The organism is Caproicibacter sp. BJN0012, from assembly GCF_035986805.1.
Taxonomy (GTDB): domain Bacteria; phylum Bacillota; class Clostridia; order Oscillospirales; family Acutalibacteraceae; genus Caproicibacter.
The window spans coordinates 2,693,626-2,714,594 of record NZ_CP142518.1; the positions used below are offsets into that span (position 1 = coordinate 2,693,626).

Sequence of the window (20,969 nt, forward strand, 5' to 3'; positions counted from 1 at the left end):
AAGTATTCCTTTGCAAGGCTCCGTCAGCGCGCCCTTCGCGCAGGACTTTCAAAATATGACTCTGATTCAATTTAAAGGAGGTTTTCAGTATGTTCGATTTGGTTCCATTTGAAAGCAGGTCCGGCAGCATCTTTGACACATTCGACCGGATGCTGAACAGCAGCTTTTTCGGTGAATTCGGAGCGGAGTCCGCTCCCTGCAGAACCGACATTCTGGAGGAAAATGACAAGTTTGTGCTGAAGGCCGACTTGCCGGGATTCAAAAAAGAGGACATCAAGCTCTCCGTCGACGGCGACAGGCTGCAGCTGACCGCCGAGCACAAGGAAGAATCCGGCGGCGGCCAGAAGAACTATGTCCGCCGCGAAAGAAGGTACAGCGCCTTCAGCCGCAGTTTCAACCTCCAGGGCATCGACGCCGACAAGATCAACGCGAGCTATCAGGATGGCGTTTTAAACCTGGAACTTCCGAAACTGGCTGAGACAAAGCCCGCTTCGCGTAAAATCGAAGTGAAATAATACGCCATGTACAAAAAAGAGGATGCGCATGCATCCTCTTTTTTGTTATTGTCCGCTTTTCGTAGAATCCAAAGAAAAAGTGAATTCCATTTCCGGATTCCTTGGCATGGATAAAAACGGGATCCAGATTTCCACCTGCTCCGGAACGGATTCGGCCGGGTTCAGAAAAGCCTGCCTGACGGGGAAACCGCGCCGCCCGGCGGACGGAAAATAGCGACCGGCCCGTCCGCCATGCCGATCCATCCAACCGCAACCGCATCATCGGAAGAAGAAGATGCAGTCCGCGAACCGACTTGCCGTATCTCCAGCTTTTCCGCGTCAGGCAAGGGCGGATCGATCATATACCGCAGACAGGGACAGTAACGCCGCGCGAAATCCGGTGAACTGGAAAGAATCTGGTGCAGGTCCACGCATTCCAAAGCATCAACAATAAGGCGGTGCGCATTCCCCGTTACCGGATGAATAAATTCGATTTTTCGGTCCTCGGCCATTTTCCCGACCGGAAGGAAAAAGCGGGCCCCGACGGGGAAAGAACGCCGGGTCTCATGCAGGCAAACCGTCAGGGTTTTCAGCGCGAGGAGGGAGGAAACAGGCACATGGCACCGCGTCCATGCGAAACAGGCGTCTTTTAAAAACCCGTTTTCCCCAATCAGCGGCTGCAGCTCTCCCCCGTCGTGGGGGTCCCAGGGAAAATAGAATCTTCCCTGCCCGCGCCATCCGTTTTCGATTTTCTGACCATTAATCAGAAAGCCTTTTAACGGAAGGGCCTCAATGAACGGCAGCTGCGCCCAGGCAACTTCCCTTTCCTCTTCCGACAGGGTTTCACCTTCGTCATGGCACCGGTCATAAAAAACGCGGGCCGCTCCATTCTCAAGCACGGCAACCACGTCAAAAACAATTCCCTGATCGAACAGATAAATCAGGGGAATACGGTACTCAAGCCCGTCGTAAGAAAAGCTCCAGTCAACACGCAGCGGCCGGCCCGGCTTTTCACCGGCGGGCGCTTCCTGCCCGGGGCAGATTTTCCAATAAACATCCATGCGGGGTCCCCCTCTCTAAACCGAAGGCCATGATTTCAGCTGCCGGACCGGACGGACGGTCTTCGCGGAGCGCTCACACAAGCAGAAGCGGCAGGCCGTTTTCCCGCGCGGCTGTGCACATTGGTATCATTATATCACCGCCGAATCAAAAAATCCACGTCCGGTCCGGCCGAAGGGTGCGCGGGAGGAACATCTAAATTACGGTTTGTCTTTTTCGATTGGCAAAGTGATTTCGGCGGTCGTTCCGGAGTCCGGCACGCTGTGGTAGGAAAGCCCATATCGGGATCCATAGTTAAGCTGGATTCTCTCCTGGATGTTTTTCACTCCAATATTGTTGAAGCGTTTGTCATTTTTGAATCCGGAATTGATCTGCTGAAGCTTTCCGATATCCATCCCGCAGCCGTTATCGATCACTTTGATATGCAGCATATCATCAAGATAGTAAGAGGTGATCTGGATTCTGTAGACCCGCTCGGCATCCCTGAAGCCGTGAATAATGCTGTTCTCAACCAACGGCTGCAGCAGAAACCGGATCATCTTATGATTCAGCGTACCCTCGTCCAGGGAAGTCGTCAGTTCGAACATATCAAGATACCTGAGTTTTTCGATCGTAACATAATTCGTCACGCTGTTGATTTCATCTTTCAGAGTTGTCAGGGAATCATGAGGAGAGAGATTGTATTTCAGCAGATTGATGAGCGCTGTGATCATTTCCACGATATTGTCCATATTCTGCATCGCCGCCAGCCATTTGATGGAGTCCAGCGTATTATAAAGAAAATGGGGATTGATCTGAGCCTGCAGGATCTGAAACTGCATCTCGGTCTTTTGTTTTTGGTTGTCGAGCTCTCTCTTCAGATAAACATTGATTTTATCGATCATCAGATTAAAGGAATGGCACAGCTGGCTCATCTCGTCCTTGCCGCGGATTTCAACATGGTAGGAAAGATTTCCGACTTCCACACTTTTGCAGGCGTCGTTCAGGGCCCGGATCGGTTTGGTGAATTTTTGGGCCAGCAGCATGGAAAACAGCAGAGAGATCCCCGCAGCCAGCAGCAGGACGATTTTAAAATAAACGTTCATTTTCTTTGTTTCGATCGTAACCAGATCGGCGGGGATCACACGGATCACTTTCCAGTTGATATTGTTCAGCTGCTTGCAGACAACGATGTTGTCCACTCCGAAAACCTTTTTATCCTGAACGAAATCGTTGTTCATCAATATCTCTGGGAACTGCCTGATCACCGGCTCAAACGAAGTGGAAAGCGGATATTCAAAGATGATCTTGCCGCCGGGACTGCAGATGAATGCGCTTTCGTTTTCCTCAATCGCAAAATTGACAAATTCTTCTTCTATGTATTCGTAACTGATGTTAATCACGATATAAGCCTTATCCTCCGGTTCCTGTGAATTAATGATCGGATAGATGTAGGAAAAAACATCGGAAACATTTTTGGGATATTTCTGGACCAGCGTGTGTTTTTCAGTCCAAAAAGGCGTATCGGAGCCTTCCATTCTGATTTGCTTCGTATAAAAGTCAAGCGTATCCGCCGTATTGATGACGGAATCGGTTGCGCCGATCTGCCCGTCGTCTCCAATCACCTGAATGCTGTTTACATATGGTTCCAGACTTGAAATGTTTTGTAAAAACAGATTCATGGCCGCCACATTATTGTCCGAAATATTTTTATTGACCTTCTTGTAAAGGAAAGGCTCCAGCTGACTGCTGGTGGACAGAATCGTGGCGGTGTGCTGAGAATTTTCTATGATCCCGTCCAATTCGGATTTGATTTTATCCGTGGAAAGCACATTATAATTGATCTCATTTTGATAAAGACTCTTCGCATAGGTGTCGTTAATGACAATCCAAAAGAACAAAAGGAATAGGATCAGCAGACCAAATATGGCAAAAAACATTTTATACTTGATCGAATATATTTTTTTCATATCCTGCTCCTCCATGTTTTAAGAACCCGGTCCGCCCGTGCGGGCACGTTTCCAATTATTGTAAATTTGCTTCTATATTTTATCATATTTGCATATTTTTCTTAATGTCAATTTAAATAATTCAGAAATTATATAGAATATAATTGGCGTATTGGAAATTGGGAGGTGTAATAGTGTTGCGAAAAGTATTAATCGTCGACGATGAATTTTTAGTCCGATTAGGTTTGAAAACAACTATTAACTGGCCCCAGTACGGTTATAATATCGTAGGCGAAGCTTCAAACGGACTGGAAGCCTTGAAATTGTTTGACAGATTAAAGCCGGACGTATTGATGACCGACATTAAAATGCCGGATATGGACGGGTTGGAGCTCATCTCCGAAATCAAGAAAAAGGGCAAGGAAATCCAGATCATCATCATCAGTAATTACAGGGATTTCGATTACGCCCGTCAGGCAATAAAATTCGGCGTCTCCCAGTATCTGATTAAATCGGAAATAAGCCAAAAAAGTTTGCTGGATACCCTAAGTACGCTTTCTTTTGTAAATAAGCCTCAGCCGCTGGCAGAGCTGGACGGCGGGCAAAAAGAATATATCCGCAGCCAGGTCTACAATGATGTCGCACGCAGCGGCCTCACTTCCGGCGCGTTTGCCGTTCCGCCGGAGGGCCTGTTCCCCGAACCCGCCTATGTCGTCTTGATCTGTTCCTGCGATTCCTCCCAGCTTGCGGCCAATACCGCGAATATTTTAAGCAATATGCTGAGTTCCTTAATCGATCTGCATTTCCACAATGCATTTTCCTATGTCACGCAGATGCAAAATAAAATCATCTCGACGGTGGTCGCGCCGGTTTCCTTTGCAAAAACGGATATCAAAGAGCTTTTGCTGAACCAGAGCAGAATGCTTGCCCGCAACATCAAACAGTACAGCAACGTCGACCTGAACATAGGTTTAAGCCTTCCCGGAAATTTTCTTCGTTTTCCCGAAATGTTCGTGGAAGCGGAAACGGCAAAACAGGACTGTTTTTTTATTTCTGACACAGTCTCCATGTATCGCGGCAGAACGGACGCATCCTTTGACATGCGGCAAAAAATAAATATTGAAACGATCAGGGAGTTTGTGGACAAAGGCGACGCCGCGGGGCTGGATCAATATATTGCGGACATCTTCACCCAGTTGAGGAAAGCAAAAAACTTTAAATATTTTAAAAACTGTTATATTGATTTCCTGGCCTTCGCCAAGTCGATCTATAAGAGAACCGGCGGGGAGAAAGATTCCGCTTTCGCCAAGAATTTTGACTATGAAAGCCTGAACCGAATCTCCTCCATCAGCATCGCGGAAAAATATGTTCACAATTTGTATTCGCAGATCTTGAATCTTCTGCAAAACAAAAGCTGTGGGTACAGTTACTTTATCAAAGTCTGTTTATCTTTCATCGAAAGCCACTATTCCTCCAGCATCACATTAACGGACGCCGCAAAAGCAGTTAACATCAGCAGCAGTTATCTGTCGCTTGTGTTCAAACAGGAGACCGGGATCAATTTCAGCGATTATCTGATGCGGTTCCGGATCGGCAAAGCAAAGGAACTCCTGAAAACTACAAATCTGAGGATCTACGAAATAGCGGAAAAAGTCGGATTTTCAAGTCCATATTATTTCAGCAAGGTATTTAAGGATGTGACAAAACTAACTTGTAAGGAATATAAGGACAAATTCATTCAGATTTCCCCTTCATAAGAAACGGCATGGAAAATGAGCCGTGAAATGAGGCCGATCCGCTGACCGGCTTTAAAAAGAACTGGCACCGGACGCCCGGTGCCAGTTCTTCTATTTTTGCTTTTTGTACAGATCGTCATAGTAGCTGATGCGGTCAACCTTCGGCTGAGAGCGGCCCCCGGAGAAATCAGAAGCCAGCCAGATGTCGGCAAGCTGCTTGGCAAGCTCCAGGCCGATGACGCGCGCGCCCATGCATAGGATCTGCGCGTTGTTGCTCTTCCTTGCCCGCTCCGCCGAATAGCAGTCGTGGCACACCGCCGCGCGGATTCCCGGCACCTTGTTGGCGGAGATCGACATCCCGATCCCCGTGCCGCACATCAGGATGCCCCGGTCCGCTTCGCCGTCCGCGACGGCCTGGGCGACTTTTACGGCAATGTCCGGGTACAGGACCGGCCGGCCGTCATAAGTCCCTTTATCCACGATTTCATAGCCTTCCGAAATCAGGTACTCCTTGATCTTTTCCTTGAAGTCATACGCGGCTTCGTCGCTTCCAACGATCAGCTTCATAGCAGCGCCTCGATTCCGTCCGCCATCGCTTTCAAAAGAATACAGCAGGATACCGAGCCCGCGTCCAGAACGCCCCGGGAGCGTTCGCCCAGCCGGCTGGAACGGCCGAACTTGGCGACCAGATTTTTGGTGGAATTCATCCCGTCCTCCGCGGCTGTTTTCATTTTTTCAAGGGCCGCTTGGAACTCTCCGCCCTCCTGCACGGATTCTTTCAGGGAATCGCCCGCGGGGCCGAGGGTATCCATCAGCGTCTTGTCCCCGACCTGCGCCTGCACGATTTCCCGCAGCCCGGAAAGACCCTCTTCGACCATTCCGGAAAAATCACGGAGGGAAATCTCCGTCAGGTCCCGGCCCCTTTCCGCCATGCCCGCAAAAATCGTGCCGTAAATCGGCCCCATGGACCCGCCGATCTCCGTCATCAGAACCGTACTCAGTTCGTCCAGGCCCTCCGCAAAAGAAATGTCACGGTCCGCGATCCGCTCGCCGAACAGGGTGAAGCCTTTATTCATATTCATGCCGTGATCGCCGTCCCCGATCAGACCGTCGATATCGCCGAGATACTTTTTATTTTCCTGAATTGCCTTGACCATCCCGAGAAGAATGCTTTTCCCCTCCGCATTTTGAAAGGTTGACATGTTTTTCCTCCCTTAACGCCAGTCGATGGATTCCCTGCCCGCCGCCCGCCCGCGGCCGGAGGGAATCGTGCGCGCCAAAAGTTTTTGGGTTAAAACTGCTTCAGTCCCACGGTATTGACTGGCAGATCCATCAGCGTTTTTAATTCGTCGTCCAGCTTCATCACCGACAGCGTCGCGCCCATCATCTCCATGGAGGTAAAGTAGTTGCCGACATACGCGCGGTGGACCTTCAGCCCCTCGGCGTTCAGAATTTTTTCAATCTCGCCGTACAGGACGTAAAGCTCCATGACCGGGGTGGCGCCGAGGCCGGAGACCAGAACCGCCACTTCGTCACCGGCGGTGAACGGATAATCCGGCAGAACGACCCCCGTCATGCGTTTCGCCATCTGCGCGGCCGTCTCCAGCTTGCAGACTGCGATTCCGGGCTCGCCGTGGTGGCCGATGCCGACTTCCATGGTCCCGTCTTCAATCGTGAAATTGGGATGCCCTACGGCGGGAAGCGTGCAGGGGGTCAGCCCGATTCCAACGCTTCTGGTGTTGTCGATCGCCTTCTGCGCGGCCGCGATGACTTCCTCCAGAGAGGCCCCGGACGCCGCTTTCGCTCCCCCGGCCTTCCACATGAAAATCTCGCCCGCAACGCCGCGCCGTTTTTCCCGCTGATCCTTTGGAGCCGAGGCCACGTCGTCGTTCGCCACGACCGTTTTGACCTCAAGGCCCTCCTTCTTCGCCATTCTGACGGCCATTTTGACGTTCATGTTGTCTCCCGAGTAATTGCCGTACAGGCAGGCGACGCCTTTCTTTCCATCCGCCGCGCGGAAGGCGTCCAGAAACGCGACCGCCGTCGGCGAAGAGCAGATTTCCCCTACCGCCACGGCGTCGACCATGTTTTTCCCGCAGTAGCCGATGAACGCGGGATCGTGCCCGGAGCCGCCGCCCGTCACGACGCCGACTCTGTCGCCCGGGAATCCCGCATACCGGATCGCCCTCTGATTGTCCGTCCCCGCGATCAGATCCGGATGCGCTTTCAGGAACCCTTCCAGTTCTTCGTTTACAATGTCGTCGGGGTTGTTTAAAATTCGCTGCATATCATCACGTTCCCTTGATTCAAATTTTGGGGCCGCCGATTCGCCGGGAGTCCCCGGTGATTAAAGGACAATGCTGGCGCTTTAAAAAGTTGAGAAGAAGGAGGAGAATGAGTTTAATTACTCCCGAAACCGGCGGTCCCCAAGGTGTAATACAAAATTTTACGGTTTAAATCAGGAATGAATTCAGAACTTAAACGCTATTTTAAAATCACCGTATTTGCCGGTCGCATAATCGAACGCTTTTTCCCACTCGTCAAGGCTGAAGAGTGTCCTGATCACGCCGTCCGTCTTGAGATTTCCGTTGCAGATATTGTCAATCACAAACGGGTAGCAATAAGGGCTCAGATGGACGCCAAGAACATCCAGTTCCTTTTCGTCGCTGATCACGGACCAGTCGACCGTGGTCGGCTGTGCGAAAACACTGAATTCAACAAAGCGGCCGAGTTTTCTGACCATGGCGAGCCCCTGGAGAACGCTGGACGGATGTCCCGTCGCCTCCACATAGATATCACATCCATATCCGCCGGTCAGCTTCATAATCTCCGCGACAACGTCCTGATTCTTCGGGTTGAACACCATGTCCGCACCGAACTCCTTCGCCTTTTCCAGCCTGGAATCTTCCATGTCCAGAACAATCAGGTGTTTGGGATTTTTCATTCTCGCATAGGTAATCATACCCAGGCCGAGCGTGCCCGCTCCGGAAATGACAACAATATCCTCACACCCGATCTGCGCGCGGTCGATGCAGTGTTTGGAACAGCTGTAGGGCTCAATGAGAAGCGCCTTTTCCAACGGCAGTTCTTCGGGGACCCGATGGACGATGGCCGTTTGGGGGAAGCGGACGTATTCCGCCATGCCGCCGTTTGTCTCCTTCTGGAACCCCAGCAGATAATGCGGCTGGCACATCCAGTAGTGTCCGTCTTTGCAATACCGGCATTTCCCGCAGGGAACGATCTGGTCGGCCGTGACCCTGTCGCCGATCCTGTAGTCCGTGATATTTTTGCCTGTTTCAACGATATGCCCAAGGAGTTCATGTCCGGGAATGAACGGGGGCCTTACCCAGGAAGGTTTTGTTTCATCGCCCCAGAACCTGGCGGCGCCCTGGCGGCATTTCAAATCACCCGCGCAGATGCCGCAGCCTTCCGTCTGGATAATAATGTCGTCCGGCCCGCATTCCGGGGTCGGATAAGAGGTTTCCAGACGATAATCTTCTTTTCCATACGCGACCAGAGCTTTCATTGTTTTTGGATAATTTGACATAAGATTATCTCCTTATTGATTCAAATTGCAGGATATCACTTTTCAATCCTGCTTAGCTTTCGCTAGAGGTTTGGCCGGGACGAATTCTCTCCCCCGTTTTCGGGTCAAACAGGTGCGTTCGTTCCGCGTGGAAAATCAAACGAATGATCTGTCCCTTTTGGTAATAGACATCTTTTTCCGTCGTGATATTGAGCAGGGATTTGCCGATTCTGACGCTGATGTGGCGCTCATCTCCCAGATCTTCATACACGGCTACCGGGACAGCCGTGCTGACCGAATCACCGCCGGAAATCAACACATCCACCGGGCGGACGCCAAGAATGACATCCATCCCGTCAGAGACAACCTCTCTGTACCGCTGCGGAACCTCGATACGGACATCGCTGTTTTCAAAAGTGAACAAAAAGTGGCCATCCGCCCTGACGATCGTGGAAGGCAAAAGGTTCATGGGGGGCTCTCCGATAAAGCCCGCTACGAAAACATTGCCGGGGTCATCGTAAACCTCCAGCGGAGTTCCCATCTGCTGCAGTTCTCCGTCCTTCATGATGACGATCCGGTCAGCCAGAGACATCGCTTCCAGCTGGTCATGCGTCACAATGATTGTCGTGCATTTGATTTCGTGGTGCAGGCGCTTGATCTCCTGCCGGAGTGTCTGGCGCATTTTGCCGTCCAGGTGGCTCAGGGGCTCATCCAACAGCAGCAGCCCCGGTTTTCTGACGATGGCCCGCGCAATATTCACCCTCTGTTTCTGCCCGCCTGAAAGAGCCGTCGGCTTCATCTGAATCAGATCGTCGACTTTCAGCAGAGGAGCCACATAGTCAATTGATTTCCTGATTTCTTCCTCGCCGATCTTTTTCGCCCTCATGTTAAACGCAAGGTTATCGTATACGCTGAGCGGCGGATACAGAGCATAATCCTCGAATGCAAGTCCGATGTTCCGGTCCTTCGGCAAAAGATCGTTGATTCTGATCTCATCGATGTAAACATCCCCCGAGGTGATCTGCTCCAAACCGGCAAGCATGCGGAGTGTGGTCGATTTCCCGCAGCCGGACGGGCCGAGAATCCCGACGAATTCCCCGTCGTTGCAGGAAAAGGAAAGATCCTTTACAGCAAAATCATTCAGAACCTTCTTACGAAACAGTCCTTTTCTCCCGTCATATCTTTTATAGATATTTTTTAATGTTAACTGTGCCAAAATTTCACACCGTACCTTCCGCTTATGATTTTGCCAAAAATCGGTTCATAGCGCTTCTGGTAATGAACTTCTGCGTTTCGCTGTCAAAGAAAATGAGATTCTTTTCATCGAACTTGATGTAAACTTCCTGGTCAAGTTCTGCTTTTGTATGATTTGGAGCAACCAGGTGAAATCTTGTGCCGAAAATGTCCACCGTCATGACCACTTTATTTCCGATCGGCTCGTTTGCATAAACGCTTCCCCGTACCCAGTCCCTGCCCTCCTGCTGAAAACTGAAGCGGATATCGTTTCCCCGGACGCCGATATCTATCTTTTGAGCCGATTTTTTAAGCTGCGGGACAACGTCGCCGCATGGAACAACGGTTACATTTCCTTCAAACGCCCTCAGTTCCAGGGCGTCGCCGTTTGTATTCAGTTCCGCCGGGAAAATATTGATTTCCGGTTCCCCGAAAAGCTTTGCCACGAACTCATTGCTCGGAAGATAGAACATTTCATTCGAAGTGCCGATCTGTTCAAACCGGCCGTTGTTGAGAACGGCGACCCTGTCCGCCAGGGACATGGCTTCCATGTAATCGTGCGTAACGTAAAGCGTCGTCGTGTTAAAGGCACTCTGCATCTCTTTCAGCTCACTGCGCATGAAATGCCGCAGCTTCGCATCCAGGTGAGCAAGCGGTTCGTCCATCAGAAAAACATTCGGTTTTCTGACCAGACACCTGCCGATGGCGACACGCTGGCGCTGCCCGTTGGAAAGCTCGCTCGGCCTGCGTTCCAGAAGATGCTCGATGCTCATCATTTTGGCGACCCGATTCACGGCTTGCCGTATATGTTCTTCGCTTTCTCTGTAAAGCTTGCTGCGCATAGGGGAAGCAATATTGTCATAAACCGTTTTCTGCGGATACAACGCATAATTTTCAAATACCATTGAAACATTCCGGTTCAGCGGTTCCACGTGATTGACAATATTGTCGTTAATTTTCACCAGGCCCTTCTGAGGAAATTCGATGCCTGCGATCGTTTTCAGAAGAGTGGTCTTCCCGGCTCCGGCCGGGCCGAATAACACAAAAAACTCATTGTCTTTTACACAAAGGCTGATATCGTCGAGGGCTGTTTTTTCCCCATAGTTCTTTGTGATATTTTGCAGTTCAATCTGGGCCATCTCTTAACCCCCCATTATCCTTTCACCGCACCGAAGCTCAATCCGCGGACCAGATGTTTCTGAATGAAGAGGCACGCAATGACTTCAGGCAGCACCGCTATGGTGGAAGCCACCGCAACCTGCCCATAATGAACCGTATCGGAGGCAAGGTAACGCAAGGATGTGATGGTAATGGTCTGGATGCTCGACCCGCTGAGGATCAGCGGGAAGGTAAAGTCATTCCACGCAAAAATAAAGGCAAGCAGCGCCACGGAAACAAGCCCCGGCTTAATCAGCGGAACCAGCGTCTTCAGAAAAATCTCATACCACCTGTATCCGTCCAACTGGGCCGCCTGCTCGATTTCGACGCTGATATCTTCAAAGTACCCTCGAAGCACCCAGATCAGCAGCGGCATCGTGACAAGCTGATAGACCCAGATCAGCCCGAAATAAGTGTCATATAACCCTATCTTTTGAAAGATAAGAAAAACAGGCAGGGAAACGAGAATCTCCGGAGCGAATTTGAAAGAAAGAATCGTGAAAGCGACATTTTCTTTTTTCTTGAAGTTATATCTTGCGAGCGCATAAGCGATTGGCACCCCCGCGACGATCGTAATCAGAACGGCAAGGGCCGAAACGACAAAATTCTGATAAAACGCTTTGAAATAATCGGTTCCAATCAGGACCGCGGAATAGTTGGCTGTTGTCGGATGGAATCTGAAAACCGTATTGTACATCTCCGTATCCGGTTTAAAGGAGCAAAGAACCATCCACAGCAGGGGAAACAACGCAAACACCGCATAAACAGTCAGTCCGAGGTTGCGGCCGACCGCCCCAAGGACTTTGAATTTTTTTCTGCGCTGGTAGCTGTTTCGCAGTTTTGAATCCATTTGATTGTTATCCATACAGTTCACCTCTGTTATAATCCCTGGGCCTGTCTGGCAAGTTTGCGCTGCCTGTTGACAATTGCCTTCGCAGAATAATTGATAATGACCCACAAAACCAGCAGATAAGGCATCGCAACGCCCACCCGCGAATATTTAAACGCCGTCATATAAGCCGTCAACGAAATATTCATCAAGGAATCCCCCGGGCCGCCTTTCGACAGGGAAAAAATAACTCCGAATTCCTGAAGAGCCGCCATGAGTCTGAACAAAAGCGCAATGTACATGAACGGTTTCAGCATCGGGAATGTAAGAGTCTTAAAGGTAAACCATGCGCTGGCGCCATCCACCTGCGCCGCCTCAAAAGGCGACTTGGGCAGTGACTGAATCCCGGCCAGTACCAAAAGCAAAATAAACGGCGTGTTAACCCAGGTATCAATCAACACTGCGGTAAACATGGATGTCTTGTAGGACGAAGCCCATGGGAAGTTAAAAACTCCAAAAACATTTAGAAATTTTTCCAGAACACCAACCGTGTTGGATGTCATTAATTGCCAGATCAAGACTGCAATCGCCGGTGCGACCATCAGCGGAAAAGTAAACAGGACCTTAAGAACCTTGCTGTACAAAGTGTCTTTTTTCAACAGCAGCGCAATCACCGTTCCCAAAACCATCTGGACTACCGTTGCGGAAACGGCATAAATCAGGGTGATTAAAAGGGCGTGGTAAAAATCCACATTGGTCAGCATGTCAGTCCAGTTTCTCACCCCGACAAAACGCCAGTGCATGCTTTTAAAGGAATAATTGGTAAATGAAAGGAAAATGGCGAGGATAAACGGGATCAGAATGCCAATCAATACGATCATACCCGGAGTAATAATGTAATATGGCCTTCTTTTTATGGTCCTGGGGATTTCGTTGTAATTCACTGGAATATTTTTTCCTTCACTTGGCATCTCGATTGCCTCCGTTAATCAGACTCAGGTATTTCAAATATGCCGCACGGACCGAATCGCCTGATGCGGCATATTTTTAATACCGCTGGGGGGAGAAAAAATGAGCAGTTCTTCTAAAAGCTGATTTAGGGCAAAATTCTATTTTGTTATCCTACGTCGACATCCTCGACCGCCTTATCCATCTTCTTTTTCAAGTCGTCCATACCCGCCTGCACATTCGAGTATTTTCCTGCAACAATGTCCTGAAGGGTTGCCGCCCAGTTCGTCGTTGTTTCAAAAAACGACGGCTGCGGAGTGAACAGAATCGTGGAATTGTCAATGGTGGCTTTGAAGGATTCCAGATATCCGGTCTGCGCACTCATCTTTTTTTCGTATTCACTGGAATTAATCACAGACTCGCGGCACGGATCGAGACTGTTCTTTTCAATCGTGGCATATTTCGCAAAATCCTTCGATGTGAAATACTGGATGAAATACCAGGCGGCTCCTTTATTCTTGGAGGCGCTGTTCATTGCGAGAGCCCAGGTCCAGAAATTGGATTTCGGCGTGTCTCCTTCTTTCACAACAGGAATCGTTGCCCACGCAAGGTTTCCCGCCTCCTGTGAAGCGCCCTTCCAGTTCTGCTGCACTCCGACAGAATCCGAATCCAGCATCATAGCCGCTTTTCCTGCTCCCAGGTCGGCGCTGCAGTCGTACCAGGTATAGCTTGACCAGCCCGGCGCACAGCCCGTTTTCACCAGATTCGTCCAGTAAGTCGTCATTTTTACCGCTTCCGGTGAATTCACTTTGGAAACCAGTTTTCCGTCCTCGATTGCAAAATCCGACGCGCCGAAGTTTGAATATGTACTCATATATCCAGGATGGATCGTGCCCCAGTCGCGGGCGCCGCGAATTGCCAGTCCGTAAGAACCCGTGCCGTTCCAGTTCTTTAATTTTTTGCTGACGTCCGCAAGTTCGTCCAGAGTCTTCGGGACCTGAAGATTTAACTGCTTAAATGCTCTTGTATTATAGGAAAGAGTGTAAATTTCAGACATCAGCGGGAGTCCCAGCAGCTGGCCGGAACCAACTTTGTGGCCTGCGGTGCCGTCCCATTTCAGAGCATTCACAACGCTTGGAACAAAATCGTCAAAATCATAATCCGACGATGTCGCGCCCGCGTCGCTGGTATAATTCGACAAATCGTCTACATAACCTGCCGAAGAATAATCCCACAACTGATATGCCCCGGACATGAACACGTCCGGATCGCCGCTGCGGCTGGAAAGCGATGTGGAAACCTTGTCAAAATAGTTTGCTTCCGGGGTGACGGTATGCTCAACCTTAATTCCGGTTTTGTCTTCGAATTCCGACAGTTTGGCAATGATCGGAGCAGAACAGAAATGCTGAACAAAATATACTTTCAGAGTCGTGCCGGAGTATTTCTTCCAGTCAAACTGAGACGGTTTCGCCTGTGTTTGTTCCGCGCTGGCGGACGACGCCGTGTTTCCGGAGCTGGCGCTTGGGGCAGTGCTGTTTCCTCCCGAACATCCCACCAGGGAGCTTGACACCATGGCCAAAGTCAACAAAATTGCAGCTTTCTTCTTGAAGTGCATTAATACAACCTCCCTACACGAAAAATGAATATAATTTTTGCCTTATCAGCTTTCTTCTCAGTATTTTAATATAATTCCTGCCTTTTTTAAATTGATTATTTTTTTATTATTAGCAATTTGTTTATTTTTTGTAAGGCGGGATTCGATCATTTTATAAAATTTTATCAATACCATCAAAACGATATTAATTTGCTAAAGATTTCACAGCCCGGTTTTCACCAAAGTTCCGGAATTTTGCCGGAGGCCCGGATAACCGGCTTTCAGAGACAAACCATCATATCCTATTTCCGGCGGACATAAATTTGATGAAAAGGATGTGATGAAAGTGAAACAGAATCAAATAAAATCAACACTCGCAATCCTTTTATTCTCCGCGTTTTTTCTGTTGATCGGGAACAGAATCGCGTCCATGCACGCTTTGCCGATCACCGTAGCGGATTATGAATCGGAACTGAAGGAGCAGGTATTTGCGAAAGTTACAAAAATCGATTCGGTCACGCCGGACCCTACGGACTCCAATACCAACGTCGTCAAATTCACCTGCATCCTCGCGGCGGGAAAAGAAAAGGGAACTGCGGTTCAGGCGACTCAGTATTGCTACAAAAACAACGCGACCATGCCTCCTCAGGTCAGTGTCAACGACAAAGTCGTCCTTGGAATACTGTCCTCTGGAAGCTCGACGGAGTATGCATTCGAAAATTACGACCGAATCGGACAAGTGCTTCTGCTGTCTCTCCTCTTTGCCGGACTCATTCTCCTCTTCGGCGGTAAAAAAGGAGTCAAAACCGTCCTTTCCCTCGCGCTGACCTGCATGGCAATTTTTTTCGTTTTCATCCCGTGCATCATGGCGGGATTCAACGTTTATCTGTCGACTGTCATAATCTGCGTCTATATCATCGCGGTCTCTGATACTCTTACGGGAGGGCTCGGCCTGAAAAGTCTCGCGGCTGCATTGGGCTGTTCCGGCGGTGTGGCATTTTCAGGGTTCCTCTACATTTTCATGGGAAAGGTCATGAAATTAACCGGATCCTATAACGATCAGACCTCCTTGATTATGCAGACCTTTGTACAATGTCCGATCGACCTGAAAGCGGTCGTGTTCGCGATGGTCACGGTCGGCGCGTTGGGCGCGACCATGGACGTCGCCATGTCGATTGCGTCATCTCTGGAAGAAATTCGGGAGAATAACGATCATTTTAAAAAACAAGACCTGATCCATTCGGGCTTCAAGATAGGGAAAGATATTATGGGCACGATGACAAACACGCTGATCCTCGCCTATATCGGCAGCAGCCTTGTCACGGTGCTGATCTATGCTGCGTCCCATTACCCGATTCTTCAACTGCTGAACAAGGAAGAAATCATCATTGAGACTCTCCAGTCCCTGATCGGCAGCCTTGGGATGCTGATCACAATTCCGTTTACCACGGTCATATCGGCTTATCTGTTCCAGAAGCAGAAACGACAGCCGTTCGCCAAAAAAGATCTTACGAGCCGCGTGTCCTGTCGGCAAAATGGCAACCGCGATTTGGACTTCCCCGTTCACGAAAAAAAGTCCAGCCATGTCGGTCACTATGATCCCTATCGTTGAATCGGTCCTCCCCCGTCAAGAGGCCAGCCGGATCCGCACCGCTCCGGTCCGCAGCCAAACCTAAAATCCAGCCGTGTAGGGAGAGTTCATTCTTCGGAATTGAAAGGGATCAGGGAACGACTGCCACGGCCGGATAAACCAACCGGCCGATATAGCAAAGCCCCGCCTCCGGCGGGGCTGGATCTTATACTCCAGAAACATGAAAAAGCCGCATGAACACTAGAAAACTAGAATTCATACGGTTTCAGGCCCGATGCCGGCGGCCGGAAGAAATTCGCCCTTTTTAATACTTGTGAAAGGCGGCTCAGTTCACCGGAACCACTGCTCCCTTAAAAGTATCGTTGATAAATGTTTTAATCTCTTCGCTCTTCAGCACTTCCACAAGAGCTTTGATGTCCTCACGATTTTCATCGCCCTTTCGGACCGCAAGGATGTTTGCATATGTGGTGGCAGCCAGCGAATCCGGTGTTTCCACCTCCAGTGCGTTTTCGACCTTGAGCCCGCCTTCCAGAGCATAGTTGCCGTTGATGATCGCAATATCCACGTCCGGGAGAGATCGGACAAGCTGAGCCGCCTCGATCTCACGGAACTTCAGGTTCTTTTTGTTTTCCACGATGTCTCTCTGCGTGGCTGTAACGCCCGCCCCGCTCTTGAGCTTAATCAAACCGTTCGCCTGAAGAAGCAGCAAGGCTCTCGCTTCATTGGAAGTGTCATTGGGCACCGTAACGGTCGCGCCGTCTTTTAGATTGGCCAGCGCTTTCGTCTTGCCGGCATAAATCCCGAACGGCTCATAGTGAATCGCTCCCGCGGACACGATATTGGTCCCCCTTTCCTTATTGAATTCGGTCAGGTACGGCTGGTGCTGAAAATAGTTCGCATCGAGCTGTTTGTCTTCCAATGCGGTGTTCGGCAGAACATAATCGGAGAATTCCTTGATTTCAAGGTCATACCCCTTGGCCTTCAGCAGTTTTGCCGCTTCCTTCAGAATTTCGGCATGCGGAGTCGGGGAAGCGCCCACTACGATCTTTTTTTGTTCCGAAGCGGAAGACGCTGCCGGCGAAACCGCCGGCGCCTCTGAAGAGGCCGCCTGGGAAGATGCCGTCTGGGAAGATGCCGTCTGGGAAGATGCCGTCTGTGCGGAAGAGGCGCCGCCGGAATTCGCGCAGCCCGCCAGCGCACTAAGGGAAAGGAGTGCTGCCAGCAAAACGGAAACGGATTTACTCTTTTTCATAAATTACCCTCCAGTACTTGTTATGGGATTTGACTATTTTCTTCTGTCAAACGACGCGGCCATTTTCATGCCGAACCCTTGAAAGACCTGGACGATCAGCACAAGAAGCACGACGGTCATCAGCATGATTCCGTTTTGGTAACGGTAATAGCCATAATTGATGGCGATCGTGCCCAAACCTCCGCCGCCCACAAAACCCGCCATGGCGGAATAGCCTAAAACCGTCGTAACCGCAATGGCACAGCCGACGAGCAGAGACGGCCTTGCCTCCGGAAGAAGGACTTTCCATACGATCTGAACATTGGAAGCTCCCATGGACTGTGCCGCCTCAACCACGCCCGCGTCGACCTCTTTCAGCGAAGACTCCACAAGCCGGGCAACAAACGGGGCGGCGGATAAGGTGAGCGGAACCACGGTTGCCGTGGAACCGATGATGGTGCCGGTAACCAGGCGGGTAAATGGGATGATCGCCACCAAGAGAATTAAAAACGGTACGGACCGGGTCAGGTTTACAATGACGTCCAGCGTTTTGAACAGCCCTGTGCAGGGGTGGAGCCCGTCTTTCGAACTTGTGACCAGAAAAATGCCGACCGGCAAGCCGATCATATAAGCAAACAGCGTTGACAGCAGCGTCATGTACAGGGATTCGCCAATGCCCTGAAGAAGCATTAAAACGGTTGACTCATCCCACATAATCATCCACCTCTTCTGCGGTCAGACCTTTCGCGCGGATATAATGGAACATTTTCCGCGCCAGCGCCTCTTCTGCCGGAAGCTGCACGACCATCTGCCCAAACGCTTTGCCGTTCAGGTTTTTTGTGTCCGCATAAAGAATATTAACAGGCGCCTTACAGGCAAGAACCATGCCGGCCAGTACCGGTTCAAAAGAGGAATTGCCGTTAAAGACAATGCGCATACAGCGTTTGCTGATCTTTACCGCTGTGCCTCCCGCGTCCGGGTAAACGAATTTGTGGGCTGCGGCCGTCTTTGGATTTGTAAAGATGTCTTCCACCAGTCCCGTTTCAGCAATCCTGCTTTCGTCAATGATCGCGACCCTGTTGCAGATCCTTTCAATTACGCTCATCTCATGGGTAATAATCACAATGGTAATTCCGAGCCGTCCGTTAATGTCTTTCAGCAGGCTGAGGATCGACTGCGTGGTGGCGGGATCGAGCGCGCTGGTTGCCTCGTCGCACAACAGCGCCTTTGGGTTTGTTGCAAGCGCCCGCGCAATGGCGACGCGCTGCTTCTGTCCCCCGGACAGTTGCGTGGGGTAGGATTCCACCCTGTCGGAAAGCCCCACCAAGTCAAGAAGCTCCCTCGCTTTTTTCTTCGCGTCAGATTTGTGGATTCCGGAGATTTCCAGTGGAAAGCAGACATTTTCGAGCGCGGTACGCTGCATTAAAAGATTGAACTGCTGAAAAATCATTCCGATGGATCGGCGCACGCCGCGCAAATCCGATTCCTTTAGCCTGCATAAGTCTTTTCCGTCAAAAAGGACATTCCCCTGCGTGGGCCTCTCCAACATATTCATACATCGGACCAAGGTGCTTTTCCCCGCGCCGCTCATGCCGATAATGCCGAAAATATCGCCCTTTTCAATCGTGAGGCTGATGTCGTTCAAAGCGTGAATCTCTGTGTCCTTTGTCTGGAATGTTTTGCTCAGATTGTGTATTTCAATCAGCGCCTGACCCAATAGCGTCTTACCTCCTCATCTTCCGGACTTGCGCCATACCTTCCGAATGGTCCCCCCTGTTTTACCTTGTATGCCGCCTTAAATCATTTTATTTCAGGCCGGTCTTTTCAAGAGCCTGCCGGATATCCCCAATAATGTCTTTCGTGTCTTCCAGACCCACGCTGAAACGGAAAAAGCCTTCGTGGAACTCTGCCGGATAAAGGTACTGCCGCTCGTCGTTTGGGCCGAGAAAAACGATCAGGCTTTCGTCGTGCCCGAGGGAAACCGCCGACGTAATAACGCGCAGGTAACTCACAAACCGGTTGTGCGTATCTGCATCGGCATTCAGGCCGAAGGAGATCATGCCGGAAAAGCCTTTTTTCATCTGTTTTACGGCGATCGCATGACCGCGGTCGCTTTCCAGCCCCGGATAAGCGACGAAGCGGACGGACGGATCGTCTTTCAGAAACCGTGCGATTTTCAGGGCGCTTTCGCTGTGCTGGCGCATCCGCAGAGGCAGCGTGACCGCGCCGCGCATGATGAGCCACGCGTTGAACGGGCTGATTGCGCCGCCGAGATTCACCATTGCTTCCGCGCGGATTTTGTCGATGAGCTCCTTTTTTCCGGAAACGGAGCCGCCCAGCGCGTCGCCGTGGCCGTTGATATATTTAGTCAGGCTTTCCGCCGTCAGATCGGCCCCCAATTCGGCCGGCCGCTGAAGGTATGGAGAGGCAAACGTGTTATCAACCGAAAGCAGGATCCCGTTTTCGTGGGCGATTTTTGCAATCGCCGCAATATCGCTGACGCCGATCGTCGGATTTCCGGGAGTTTCGATGTGGATTAATTTTGTATTGGGCCGGATCGCCGCTTTTACCGCTTCCAGGTCGGACATATCCACCAGCGTGGCCTGGATTCCGTACTTGTTTTTCAGGTGTTCCGTCAGCAGCCGGTAGACGGCGATATAGGTCACTTTTGAGCATACCACATGGTCGCCGGAGTTCAGGAAGGCAAAAAATATTCCCGAAAGGGCCGATACGCCGGAAGCAAGAACCACGCAGTCGTCCGTCCCTTCCAGCGAAGCGATCTTTTCCTGAAGATACTTCTGATTCACGCCGCCGTTGCGGGTATAGAGCGCTTTGTCGGCGCTGCTCCAGTTCAGGCTGCTCGGATCGTAGGGCAGCTCGTAGCAGTTCCCAAGCGTGATGGGGCGCTTGATTGCGCCGGTGTCCCGGTCGACATCGTTCCCCGTATGCACCGCTCTCGTCAGGAATCCATATCCGGGACCATATTCACGTTGACTCATGGAAAATCTCCTTGTCTTAATTTGAGTATCGAACAGGCACGCCGTTCTACTCCAAGCCCGTATATTCGTAAAGCGAATTCAGCTTGACAGAATAAAATAAGATTGATACTATATAATAAATAGTATTAATATATGTTATGGTGATTATAAATGAGGATTTCTACAAAAGGACGATATGGGCTCGCATCCCTGATCCTTATGGCACAGAAATATTTAAGCCGGGAAAACGTTACCGTCATTTTTATTTCCGAACAGCTCGGCATCTCAAAGATTTACCTGGAACAGGTCTTTTCCCTGTTGAAACGGGATAACATTGTCATTTCCGTAAAAGGCTCGCGCGGTGGTTATCGGCTTCTGAAAACACCGGACGCGATCTCCGTTTATGAGGTCTTATCCGCTTTGGAGCCATCCCTCTTTGAAATTACGGAGAGTTCGGTAGAGGATAAAGCGCCCGAGGTGGAACGGACCATGCAGAAAAAGGTCTTTGACGTTATCAATTCCGCCTTAATCACCGCTCTGAAAAAGATCACATTATATGATCTCGCGCGCGATGCGGAAAAGCGGCCTGCCGGATATATGTACTACATTTAACGGGCAGCCTTTCCGGGGTGCCGCCGAAACGCACCTCCGTGCTGGTAAAACA

At 50.4% G+C, this 20,969-nt stretch carries 19 protein-coding genes; 4 read left to right on the forward strand and 15 right to left on the reverse strand.

The features are described 5' to 3' along the window. Nucleotides 1-89: 89 nt before the first annotated feature. On the forward strand, nucleotides 90-515 hold the full coding sequence (locus VA597_RS13140) for an Hsp20/alpha crystallin family protein (protein WP_128743236.1): 426 nt from the start codon (nucleotides 90-92) through the stop codon (nucleotides 513-515). A gap of 161 nt (nucleotides 516-676) precedes the next feature. On the opposite strand, the gene VA597_RS13145 is transcribed toward VA597_RS13140, so the two are convergent. Then, nucleotides 677-1,555 carry a hypothetical protein gene (locus VA597_RS13145; RefSeq protein WP_128743238.1) on the reverse strand — a complete coding sequence of 293 codons (879 nt, stop codon included), beginning with the start codon at nucleotides 1,553-1,555 and terminating at the stop codon, nucleotides 677-679. Nucleotides 1,556-1,753: 198 nt separating this feature from the next. Further along, nucleotides 1,754-3,502 carry a sensor histidine kinase gene (locus VA597_RS13150; RefSeq protein ID WP_164919068.1) on the reverse strand — a complete coding sequence of 583 codons (1,749 nt, stop codon included), beginning with the start codon at nucleotides 3,500-3,502 and terminating at the stop codon, nucleotides 1,754-1,756. Nucleotides 3,503-3,678: 176 nt separating this feature from the next. Between VA597_RS13150 and VA597_RS13155 the strand changes: the two genes are divergently transcribed. Next, nucleotides 3,679-5,238 carry a response regulator transcription factor gene (locus VA597_RS13155; protein ID WP_164919069.1) on the forward strand — a complete coding sequence of 520 codons (1,560 nt, stop codon included), beginning with the start codon at nucleotides 3,679-3,681 and terminating at the stop codon, nucleotides 5,236-5,238. A gap of 90 nt (nucleotides 5,239-5,328) precedes the next feature. On the opposite strand, the gene rpiB is transcribed toward VA597_RS13155, so the two are convergent. The 9 genes from rpiB to VA597_RS13200 all read right to left on the reverse strand — a co-directional run bounded on the left by rpiB (nucleotide 5,329) and on the right by VA597_RS13200 (nucleotide 14,484). Further along, nucleotides 5,329-5,784 carry a ribose 5-phosphate isomerase B gene (gene rpiB, locus VA597_RS13160; protein ID WP_128743243.1) on the reverse strand — a complete coding sequence of 152 codons (456 nt, stop codon included), beginning with the start codon at nucleotides 5,782-5,784 and terminating at the stop codon, nucleotides 5,329-5,331. Further along, nucleotides 5,781-6,419, reverse strand: a complete 639-nt coding sequence (dhaL, locus tag VA597_RS13165) for a dihydroxyacetone kinase subunit DhaL (RefSeq protein ID WP_128743245.1) — start codon at nucleotides 6,417-6,419, stop codon at nucleotides 5,781-5,783. Before dhaL ends, rpiB begins: the two co-directional genes overlap by 4 nt. Before the next feature lie 89 nt (nucleotides 6,420-6,508). After that, nucleotides 6,509-7,504, reverse strand: a complete 996-nt coding sequence (locus VA597_RS13170) for a dihydroxyacetone kinase subunit DhaK (protein ID WP_326974745.1) — start codon at nucleotides 7,502-7,504, stop codon at nucleotides 6,509-6,511. Between the two features lie 183 nt (nucleotides 7,505-7,687). Continuing rightward, the gene (locus VA597_RS13175; RefSeq protein WP_128743247.1) at nucleotides 7,688-8,764 is read right to left on the reverse strand and encodes an alcohol dehydrogenase catalytic domain-containing protein; all 1,077 of its coding nucleotides are present in this window, start codon (nucleotides 8,762-8,764) and stop codon (nucleotides 7,688-7,690) included. 52 nt (nucleotides 8,765-8,816) lie between these two features. Beyond that, nucleotides 8,817-9,959 carry an ABC transporter ATP-binding protein gene (locus tag VA597_RS13180; protein WP_128743249.1) on the reverse strand — a complete coding sequence of 381 codons (1,143 nt, stop codon included), beginning with the start codon at nucleotides 9,957-9,959 and terminating at the stop codon, nucleotides 8,817-8,819. Between the two features lie 22 nt (nucleotides 9,960-9,981). Then, on the reverse strand, nucleotides 9,982-11,115 hold the full coding sequence (locus VA597_RS13185) for an ABC transporter ATP-binding protein (protein WP_128743251.1): 1,134 nt from the start codon (nucleotides 11,113-11,115) through the stop codon (nucleotides 9,982-9,984). A 14-nt stretch (nucleotides 11,116-11,129) separates the two neighbouring features. After that, nucleotides 11,130-11,999, reverse strand: a complete 870-nt coding sequence (locus VA597_RS13190; protein WP_243112518.1) for a carbohydrate ABC transporter permease — start codon at nucleotides 11,997-11,999, stop codon at nucleotides 11,130-11,132. A gap of 14 nt (nucleotides 12,000-12,013) precedes the next feature. Further along, nucleotides 12,014-12,835: a carbohydrate ABC transporter permease gene (locus VA597_RS13195; protein WP_442872778.1), complete on the reverse strand. Its 822-nt coding sequence runs from the start codon at nucleotides 12,833-12,835 to the stop codon at nucleotides 12,014-12,016. 245 nt (nucleotides 12,836-13,080) lie between these two features. Further along, nucleotides 13,081-14,484, reverse strand: coding sequence for an ABC transporter substrate-binding protein (locus tag VA597_RS13200; RefSeq protein WP_326974748.1), 1,404 nt, complete (start codon nucleotides 14,482-14,484; stop codon nucleotides 13,081-13,083). 367 nt (nucleotides 14,485-14,851) lie between these two features. On the opposite strand from VA597_RS13200, the gene VA597_RS13205 reads away from it, so the two are divergent. After that, nucleotides 14,852-16,117 carry a YibE/F family protein gene (locus VA597_RS13205; RefSeq protein ID WP_164919070.1) on the forward strand — a complete coding sequence of 422 codons (1,266 nt, stop codon included), beginning with the start codon at nucleotides 14,852-14,854 and terminating at the stop codon, nucleotides 16,115-16,117. Between the two features lie 304 nt (nucleotides 16,118-16,421). On the opposite strand, the gene VA597_RS13210 is transcribed toward VA597_RS13205, so the two are convergent. The 4 genes from VA597_RS13210 to VA597_RS13225 form a co-directional block, all read right to left on the reverse strand. Continuing rightward, complete coding sequence (locus VA597_RS13210; RefSeq protein WP_128743258.1) at nucleotides 16,422-17,348, reverse strand: MetQ/NlpA family ABC transporter substrate-binding protein; 927 nt, start codon at nucleotides 17,346-17,348, stop codon at nucleotides 16,422-16,424. A 33-nt stretch (nucleotides 17,349-17,381) separates the two neighbouring features. Next, nucleotides 17,382-18,041, reverse strand: coding sequence for a methionine ABC transporter permease (locus VA597_RS13215; RefSeq protein ID WP_128743260.1), 660 nt, complete (start codon nucleotides 18,039-18,041; stop codon nucleotides 17,382-17,384). Continuing rightward, entirely contained in the window at nucleotides 18,031-19,044 is a 1,014-nt protein-coding gene (locus VA597_RS13220) for a methionine ABC transporter ATP-binding protein (RefSeq protein WP_128743262.1), read from the reverse strand. Before VA597_RS13220 ends, VA597_RS13215 begins: the two co-directional genes overlap by 11 nt. 88 nt (nucleotides 19,045-19,132) lie before the next feature. After that, nucleotides 19,133-20,326 (reverse strand): trans-sulfuration enzyme family protein, encoded by a 1,194-nt coding sequence (locus VA597_RS13225; protein ID WP_128743263.1) that lies wholly within the window; start codon nucleotides 20,324-20,326, stop codon nucleotides 19,133-19,135. Between the two features lie 150 nt (nucleotides 20,327-20,476). Here VA597_RS13225 and VA597_RS13230 point away from each other — a divergent pair, with 150 nt between their 5' ends. Further along, nucleotides 20,477-20,917, forward strand: coding sequence for an RrF2 family transcriptional regulator (locus tag VA597_RS13230; protein ID WP_128743265.1), 441 nt, complete (start codon nucleotides 20,477-20,479; stop codon nucleotides 20,915-20,917). Nucleotides 20,918-20,969: the final 52 nt, after the last annotated feature.